The organism is Lentilactobacillus sp., from assembly GCF_040773105.1.
In the GTDB taxonomy this organism is placed as follows: domain Bacteria; phylum Bacillota; class Bacilli; order Lactobacillales; family Lactobacillaceae; genus Lentilactobacillus; species Lentilactobacillus parabuchneri.
The window spans coordinates 1-7708 of sequence record NZ_JAXGWW010000093.1; the positions used below are offsets into that span (position 1 = coordinate 1).

Below are 7708 nucleotides of genomic sequence, written 5' to 3' on the forward strand. Positions count from 1 at the left end.
AAGCATTAAAACGTTTGTTATCATCGGTTTAATCTTAACTGGTGGGACAATGTTAACAACTTGGATGGGTGATATGATTACGGAGCGAGGAATTGGAAATGGTATTTCAATGATCATCTTCGCCGGAATTGTTGCCCGGATTCCTGTAGGTCTTCAGTCATTATGGACCCAATATTTTGTTGGTGTCACTGGTGCTGACTTATGGCAACCAATTTTGTTCGCAGTTGCCTTGTTGATTATTGTTTTGGTTATTGTTACATTTGTTACTTGGGTTCAACAAGCTGAGCGTCGAGTACCTATTCAATATACCAGAAGAGTTTCAGGATCACCTGATAGCAGTTACCTTCCATTGAAGGTTAACGTTGCTGGTGTTATTCCCGTTATCTTTGCGAGTTCCTTTATTGCAACTCCACAGACAATTTTGATGGCATTTACGAATAATTACTCAACTGCTACTTGGTTCCAAGTACTAAACAATTTGTTTAATATGCAGACTCCAACAGGTGCTGCCTTTTACACAATTTTGATTATCATGTTTACTTTCTTCTATGCGTTTGTTCAGGTTAACCCGGAAAAGCTTTCTGAGAATTTGCAGAAGCAGGGAAGCTACATTCCAGGTGTTTGGCCTGGTCACGAGACACAGTCTTATGTCTCTGACCTTTTGATGAAGCTTAGTACAGTTGGTGCGTTATTCCTTGGTGTTGTTGCATTAATTCCATTAATTGCACAAAACCTTTGGAACTTGGACGAGTCAATTGGATTAGGTGGGACAAGTTTACTAATCGTTGTTGGGGTTGCCATTGAAACGATTCGTCAGATTCGTGGATTGATGATGAAGCGTGAATATGTTGGATTTATTCATGATTCACGACCAACTGAAGATTAGAAACAATCAATACATTTCAAACGAGGAGGAAACAACATGTCTTTGAATTTGATATTAATGGGCTTACCTGGTGCAGGAAAAGGTACTCAAGCACAATTTATTGTTGATAAGTAACATGTTCCTCATATTTCGACTGGCGATATGTTCCGAGATGCTATTTCAAATAGCACGCCACTCGGAGTTAAAGCTAAGGAGTTCACTGATAAAGGTAACTTGGTTCCTGATGAAGTTACAAACGGAATCGTTAAAGAACGATTAGCAAAAGACGATACTAAGCCAGGATTCTTATTGGATGGCTATCCAAGAACTTTAGAGCAGGCAAATGCCCTTGAATCAATGACTAAAGATTTGGACAAACCGTTGACTGCTGTTATCAACATTGACGTTGATCCTAAGCTTTTGACGGAGCGTCTATCTGGTCGATTCATTTGTAAGACTTGCGGTGCAACTTATCACAAGTTGTATCACATGCCTAAAGTTCCAGGTACCTGTGATGTGTGTGGCGGTCATGAATTTTATCAGCGTGAGGACGACAAGCCTGAAGCTGTTAAAAATCGTCTCAAAGTTAACGTAGAGATGAATACACCGCTTATTGCATTTTATAAGGATCGCAATCTCCTGTTCAATGTTGATGGAAGCAAAAACATTGAAGAGGTTTGGCAAAAAGTTGATGAGATCTTAAGCACACTCTAAACGCTACTAATTTAGGTGTTGAGTCGGTTGGATTGATGAAATATAATGAATGTGTTAAACTGTCAAAGGTTTGTCAAGTTTATTTTAATGGAATTCAATCTATTTTAACATTGGAGGTGTAATAGAGTGGCTAAAGATAATGTTATTGAAGTTGAAGGAAAAGTTGTCGAAACTTTGCCAAATGCAATGTTTCGCGTTGAACTTGAGAATGGACACGAGATCTTGGCTCATGTTTCAGGAAAAATCCGAATGCATTATATTCGAATTTTACCTGGTGACAAAGTTACGGTTGAAATGTCTCCTTACGACTTAAGTAAGGGACGTATTACTTATCGATTTAAGTAGTCCTTTTCTTCAATTTTTTCGAGGAGGGTTAAAAATGAAAGTACGACCATCAGTACGAAAAATGTGTGAACATTGCAAGATTATTAAACGAAAAGGCCGAGTAATGGTTATTTGCTCAGCAAACCCAAAGCACAAACAACGCCAAGGTAAATAAACATAAACAGGAGGTGTATGCTCAATGGCTCGTATTGCCGGAATTGATTTACCCCGTGACAAGCGAATTGTCATCGGTTTAACTTACATTTTTGGTATTGGTAACACAACTGCTCAAAAAATTCTAGCTGAAGCTGGCGTTTCTGAGGATGTTCGTGTACGTGATTTAACACCAGACCAAGAAGATAAGATCCGTGAAGTCGTAAGTAACCTGAAAATTGAAGGTGACTTGCGTCGTGAAGTAAGTATGAATATTAAGCGTCTCCAAGAAATTGGGTCGTATCGTGGAATGCGCCATCGTCGGGGATTGCCTGTTCGTGGTCAACATACCAAGAATAATGCCCGCACTCGTAAAGGTAGCAAGGTTGCTGCAGGTAGAAGAAAATAATTAGAGAAGGAGGTCATGAGTTTTTATGGTAAACAAAAAGTCAAGTCGTAAGCGCCGTGCTAAAAAGAATATTGCTGCTGGTGTTGCTCATATCCATTCAACATTCAACAATACTTTAGTAATGATTACCGATACCACTGGAAATGCGGTTTCTTGGTCATCAGCTGGTGCATTGGGCTTCCGTGGAAGTCGTAAATCAACTCCATTTGCTGCACAGATGGCTGCTGAAGCCGCTGCTAAAGCATCAATGGAACATGGCATGAAGTCAGTTGAAGTTGCTGTTAAGGGACCTGGTTCCGGCCGTGAAGCTGCTATTCGTGCACTTCAAGCAACTGGATTGGAAGTTACTGCTATTCGTGATGTTACTCCGGTACCTCACAATGGTTCTCGTCCTCCAAAGCGTCGTCGAGTTTAATTAAGACATTCAATATAGTGAAGTTTATTTTGTTTGATCGTATTGATATTTTGCATGTAGACTCACGCGTTTTGAAAGGGGTTAATGATAAGAATGATTGAATTTGAAAAGCCTAACATTCATAAAATTGAAGAAACAAAGAATTACGGTGAAGTTGTCGTTGAACCACTCGAACGTGGATATGGAACAACACTTGGTAATTCTTTGAGACGTACATTATTATCATCTCTTCCTGGGTCCGCTGTTACCAGCATCCAGATCGATGATGTCTTGCACGAGTTTTCGACTATTAAAGGTGTTGTCGAAGATGTTACTCAGATTATTTTGAATGTTAAGAAAATTTCTTTGAAATTAGATGGGCCAGAAGATGAAGAAGAAAATTTGGAAATCGATGTAATTGGTCCTGCTGACGTGACTGCTGGTGATATTCAAGCTGACAGTGATGTAACTGTTCTGAACCCTGATTTGCACATCGCGACTGTTGCTGAAGGCGCCACATTCCATATGCGGTTAACTGCCAACAAAGGTCGTGGGTACGTTTCAGCTGTTGAAAACAAAAAGCGCAGTTCTGAGATGCCTATTGGTGTGCTACCCGTCGATTCTATTTATACCCCAATCGAACGTGTCAACTATCAGGTTGAAAGTACACGGGTTGGTCAACGCGATGATTTCGATAAGCTAACTTTGGATGTTTGGACTGACGGTTCAATCACCCCTAGTGAAGCGGTTAGTTTAGCAGCTAAGATTTTAACTGAACATTTAGAAATGTTTGTTGATCTTACCGACGAAGCTAAGAATACCGAGATCATGGTTGAGAAAGAAGAAACCCACAAAGAAAAAATGTTGGAAATGACAATTGAAGAATTGGACCTTTCAGTTCGTTCATACAACTGTCTTAAACGTGCCGGCATTAATACTGTTCAAGAACTTACTGAAAAGACAGAACCTGACATGATGAAGGTTCGAAACCTTGGACGTAAATCTCTTGAAGAAGTTAAAGAGAAGCTCGCAGCATTAGGCCTTTCACTTCGCAAAGAAGACTAATAAAGATAAAGAAGGAGGACATCCAATTATGGGTTATCGGAAATTACAACGTAGTAGTGCACATCGTCGCTCTTTGCTTCGTAACTTGACTACTGATTTAATTATCCATGGTCAAATCGTTACTACTGAAGCTAAAGCTAAGGAAGTTCGCTCAACTACTGATAAGATGATTTCACTCGGTAAGCGCGGTGACTTACACGCTCGTCGTCAAGCTGCAGCGTTCATTCGCGATGTTGTTGCTGATGTTAAAGAAGATGGTGACGACATTAACGTTACTACTGCTTTACAAAAAGTATTTGGCGAGTTAGCTACTAAGTATGCTGATCGTAATGGTGGATATACACGAATCTTGAAGACCATGCCTCGTCGTGGCGACGGTGCTCCAATGGTTATTTTAGAGTTAGTTGACTAACTGGTATTAAACCAAATCAAATAGTTATCACGAGAATCACTCAGGTTTTTGGTATAGAACGTTATGATGGTGGAACACTTATTCCTAGTCTAGTTTGAATGTGGGACTTGTCCCATGCGCCAGTTACCTGTAAGTGATTTTTTTGTACATATAAAAAGCGATATTGACCGCGGGGGTCATCATGAAAGACATCATACAAATTAAAGATATCTCATTTAATTATTCAGGGCAGCCACTACTTTTTGATCATTTGTCTTTAAACATCCACGAAGGTGAATGGACAGCATTAATTGGCCAAAACGGCAGCGGTAAGAGTACACTTGCCAGGCTAATAGACGGATTAATTGTTTTAAAGTCAGGACAGATTGTTGTTGACGACTTAATCGTGAACGACCAAAATATTTTTGATGTTCGGAGTAAAATAGGGATGGTGTTTCAGAATCCCGAGGACCAGTTTGTTGGTGCCACCGTTGAAGATGATGTCGCTTTTGGGCTTGAAAATCGACGTTTACCCAGGGATCAGATGCATGAGATTGTTGAAAAAAGTTTGAAAGACGTCGGGATGTGGGAGTTTAGAGACCGAATTCCCGCCAATCTTTCCGGGGGCCAAAAGCAACGAGTTGCGATTGCCGGAATCGTTGCACTCAGTCCTAAAATTATTATTCTTGATGAAGCAACCAGTATGCTTGATCCCAGAGGTCGTCAAGACATTTTGAATTTGGTTGCTCGGATTAAGGCGGCCAACAACTTAACCGTCATTTCGATTACCCATGATATTGATGAAGCAGCACATGCGGATCAAGTTGTCGTTGTCAATAAGGGCGAGATCATCGAGGAAAATAAACCAGAGAATATTTTTGGCGAAACGGCTAAATTACAATCACTTGGCCTGTCTGCACCATTCACGGCGCAGCTGATCGCTGCCTTAAAGCAACATGGAATTGATCCAAATAGTCAATACATGAACGACGAGAGGTTAATAGCATGGATAAAGAAATTCGTTTCTCAAAAGTGACCCATACCTACCAAGCGAAGACGCCGTTTGCCCAGAATGCGCTGGACAACGTTTCTTTAACAATTCCAGCCGGCTCGTTTACGGCGATTATTGGGCATACTGGTAGCGGTAAGTCGACGCTGGTTCAACACATCAACGCGTTACTCAAGCCAACAAGTGGATCGATTGACGTTTTTGGCCGCACAATCACGCCAAATACAACTAATAAAAATCTCAAAGAACTTCGCCAACATGTTGGAATGGTATTTCAATTTCCCGAGAAGCAACTCTTTGAGGAATCAGTCATTAAAGATGTCATGTTTGGTCCAAAAAATTATGGTGCCTCCGAAACTGAGGCGAAAAGTGCTGCCGTTGAGGCCATGCGCCTGGTCGGGTTGGATGAATCACTAGAAGATCACTCACCTTTTGATTTGTCTGGCGGCCAAATGCGGCGAGTCGCCATTGCTGGGGTGCTCGCTATGAAGCCTGAGGTCTTAATTTTAGACGAACCAACTGCTGGGTTGGACCCACGTGGGCACAAAGAGATCATGGATCTGGCCGAATATCTTCACGACCAAAATGACATGACCATTATTTTGGTGACACATCAAATGGACGATGTGATTGATTATGCGTCAGACGTTGTGGTGATGGACCAGGGTGAAATTGTTAAGCATGGTCGGCCTGAGGAGATCTTTGCGGCGCCTAAGTGGGTGTACAAAATGCATTTGGATTTGCCAAGCAGTGCCGAATTTGCGATGAAGCTGATGGATGCGGGTGTCAAATTAACGAAGACGCCGTTAACGATTGATGATTTGGCTACCGAGATTGCAAAAATTGCTGGTGGGGAGGGACCTAAAGAATGAGTAACTTTATTTTTGGCCGCTACCTGCCTGGAAATTCTTGGATCCACCAAATGAGTCCTCAGTCTAAACTATTACTCAGCTTTTACTTCGTCATTGTCATTTTTTTTGCGAATAACATTTGGGCTTACGGTGCTTTAAGCGTGCTGATCTTAATTGTCGTTATTTTTTCTGGCGTTTCGATCGGTTATTTTCTAAAGGGGATTCGACCACTGATCTGGCTGATCATTTTTACTGTTTTGCTTCAAATCCTCTTCAGCAGTGGTGGCCACGTGTTTTGGCACTTTGGCCCGTTTTCAATTAGTGATACGAGCCTGATCAACGGCGGATACATTTTTATTCGTTTCTTGCTGATTATTATGATTTCAACTGTTTTGACGTTGACAACGACGCCTTTGGCAATCGCGGATGGCGTTCAAACGGTTCTAAAGCCACTCAAAAAGATTCGATTTCCCGTTGATACCTTGGCACTTATGTTGTCCATCGCATTACGGTTTGTACCGACATTGATGGACGAAATGGAAACCATCTTAAACGCTCAGCGGTCACGGGGCGTTGACTTTGGGTCCGGAAGCCTCAAACATCGGATTCAAGCTGCCGTTCCGCTCTTGGTCCCATTATTTACGGGTGCGATCAACCACGCAGAAAATTTATCAACTGCGATGGAAGCCCGCGGGTTTACTGATAGCGAGCATCGAAGTAAGTATCGCGTCTACAAGTGGAAGGGGAAAGACACCATTAGTTGGATTGTCTTTTTACTCGTTGGCGTGCTTGTATTATTCGTTAGAAAAAATTGAGGTGATCACAATTCGATACAAAGTTACATTGGCATACGACGGCACACTTTTCAGCGGCTTTGAACGGCAGCCGAATCGGCGCACGATTGAAGGGGTGTTAACGCAAAAAGTGAATATAATGGCTAAAAATCCTGAGCCACCCATTGTTGTTTACGGGTCAGGCCGGACCGACGCCGGTGTTCACGCCCTTGGGCAAGTCGTTCACTTTGATTTTCCCTTTGATCTGCCATCGGAAGCAATTTATCGTGGCTTGAACAGTTTGCTCCCCTTAGATATGGAAATTAAAAAGGCTGAGCGGGTGTCGGACCATTTTCACGCCCGCTATGATGTTTCTGGAAAGCGTTACGTTTATCGGTTGGATCTTGGTGAGTTCAAGGATCCGTTTAAACGAAACTATACCGGCAACTGGCGCTTTCCAATTGACATCGATAAAGTTCAAGCTGCGATGGCCGATTTTGTGGGAGAGCATGATTTTACAAGCTTTGTCGCATCCGGGTCAACTGCTCGGTCAAACTACCGGACAATCTATGAAGCAAAGGCAAGCTTGGATAAAGATGCTAATGAAATTCGCATGGAGTTTTATGGCAATGGCTTCCTCTACAACATGGTTCGAATCATGGTTGGGGTAGTTGTTGAAATTGGATCGGGAATGCGCCCTGAGCACGATATATTACGTTTATACGCCGTTAAGGATCGTGACCAGGCTCGCAGAACGATG

General features: G+C 42.0%; 11 protein-coding genes and 1 pseudogene. All 12 read left to right on the forward strand.

What is annotated here, in order from left to right; translation table 11 throughout:
• On the forward strand, positions 1-886 hold an 886-nt coding region (gene secY / locus AB3112_RS06215; protein ID WP_367334124.1), incomplete at its 5' end, for a preprotein translocase subunit SecY.
• Between the two features lie 36 nt (positions 887-922).
• Positions 923-1579, forward strand: a pseudogene (locus AB3112_RS06220) (adenylate kinase).
• Between the two features lie 126 nt (positions 1580-1705).
• Positions 1706-1924: a translation initiation factor IF-1 gene (gene infA, locus AB3112_RS06225; protein ID WP_008855782.1), complete on the forward strand. Its 219-nt coding sequence runs from the start codon at positions 1706-1708 to the stop codon at positions 1922-1924.
• Between the two features lie 34 nt (positions 1925-1958).
• Positions 1959-2078, forward strand: a complete 120-nt coding sequence (rpmJ, locus tag AB3112_RS06230) for a 50S ribosomal protein L36 (RefSeq protein ID WP_013728483.1) — start codon at positions 1959-1961, stop codon at positions 2076-2078.
• A gap of 24 nt (positions 2079-2102) precedes the next feature.
• A complete protein-coding gene (gene rpsM, locus AB3112_RS06235) occupies positions 2103-2465 on the forward strand; it encodes a 30S ribosomal protein S13 (RefSeq protein WP_057911029.1) in 363 nt (120 codons plus the stop codon).
• Between the two features lie 25 nt (positions 2466-2490).
• A complete protein-coding gene (gene rpsK, locus AB3112_RS06240; protein WP_057911030.1) occupies positions 2491-2880 on the forward strand; it encodes a 30S ribosomal protein S11 in 390 nt (129 codons plus the stop codon).
• 93 nt (positions 2881-2973) lie between these two features.
• The gene (locus AB3112_RS06245) at positions 2974-3924 is read left to right on the forward strand and encodes a DNA-directed RNA polymerase subunit alpha (RefSeq protein ID WP_057911031.1); all 951 of its coding nucleotides are present in this window, start codon (positions 2974-2976) and stop codon (positions 3922-3924) included.
• Positions 3925-3952: 28 nt separating this feature from the next.
• The gene (gene rplQ / locus AB3112_RS06250; RefSeq protein WP_057911032.1) at positions 3953-4336 is read left to right on the forward strand and encodes a 50S ribosomal protein L17; all 384 of its coding nucleotides are present in this window, start codon (positions 3953-3955) and stop codon (positions 4334-4336) included.
• A 181-nt stretch (positions 4337-4517) separates the two neighbouring features.
• Entirely contained in the window at positions 4518-5351 is an 834-nt protein-coding gene (locus AB3112_RS06255; protein WP_084974728.1) for an energy-coupling factor transporter ATPase, read from the forward strand.
• Positions 5321-6196, forward strand: a complete 876-nt coding sequence (locus tag AB3112_RS06260; protein WP_084974730.1) for an energy-coupling factor ABC transporter ATP-binding protein — start codon at positions 5321-5323, stop codon at positions 6194-6196. The genes AB3112_RS06255 and AB3112_RS06260 overlap by 31 nt, the downstream gene beginning before the upstream one ends.
• Positions 6193-6990, forward strand: coding sequence for an energy-coupling factor transporter transmembrane protein EcfT (locus tag AB3112_RS06265; RefSeq protein WP_084974732.1), 798 nt, complete (start codon positions 6193-6195; stop codon positions 6988-6990). Before AB3112_RS06260 ends, AB3112_RS06265 begins: the two co-directional genes overlap by 4 nt.
• A 10-nt stretch (positions 6991-7000) precedes the next feature.
• On the forward strand, positions 7001-7708 hold a 708-nt coding region (gene truA / locus AB3112_RS06270; RefSeq protein ID WP_367334125.1), incomplete at its 3' end, for a tRNA pseudouridine(38-40) synthase TruA.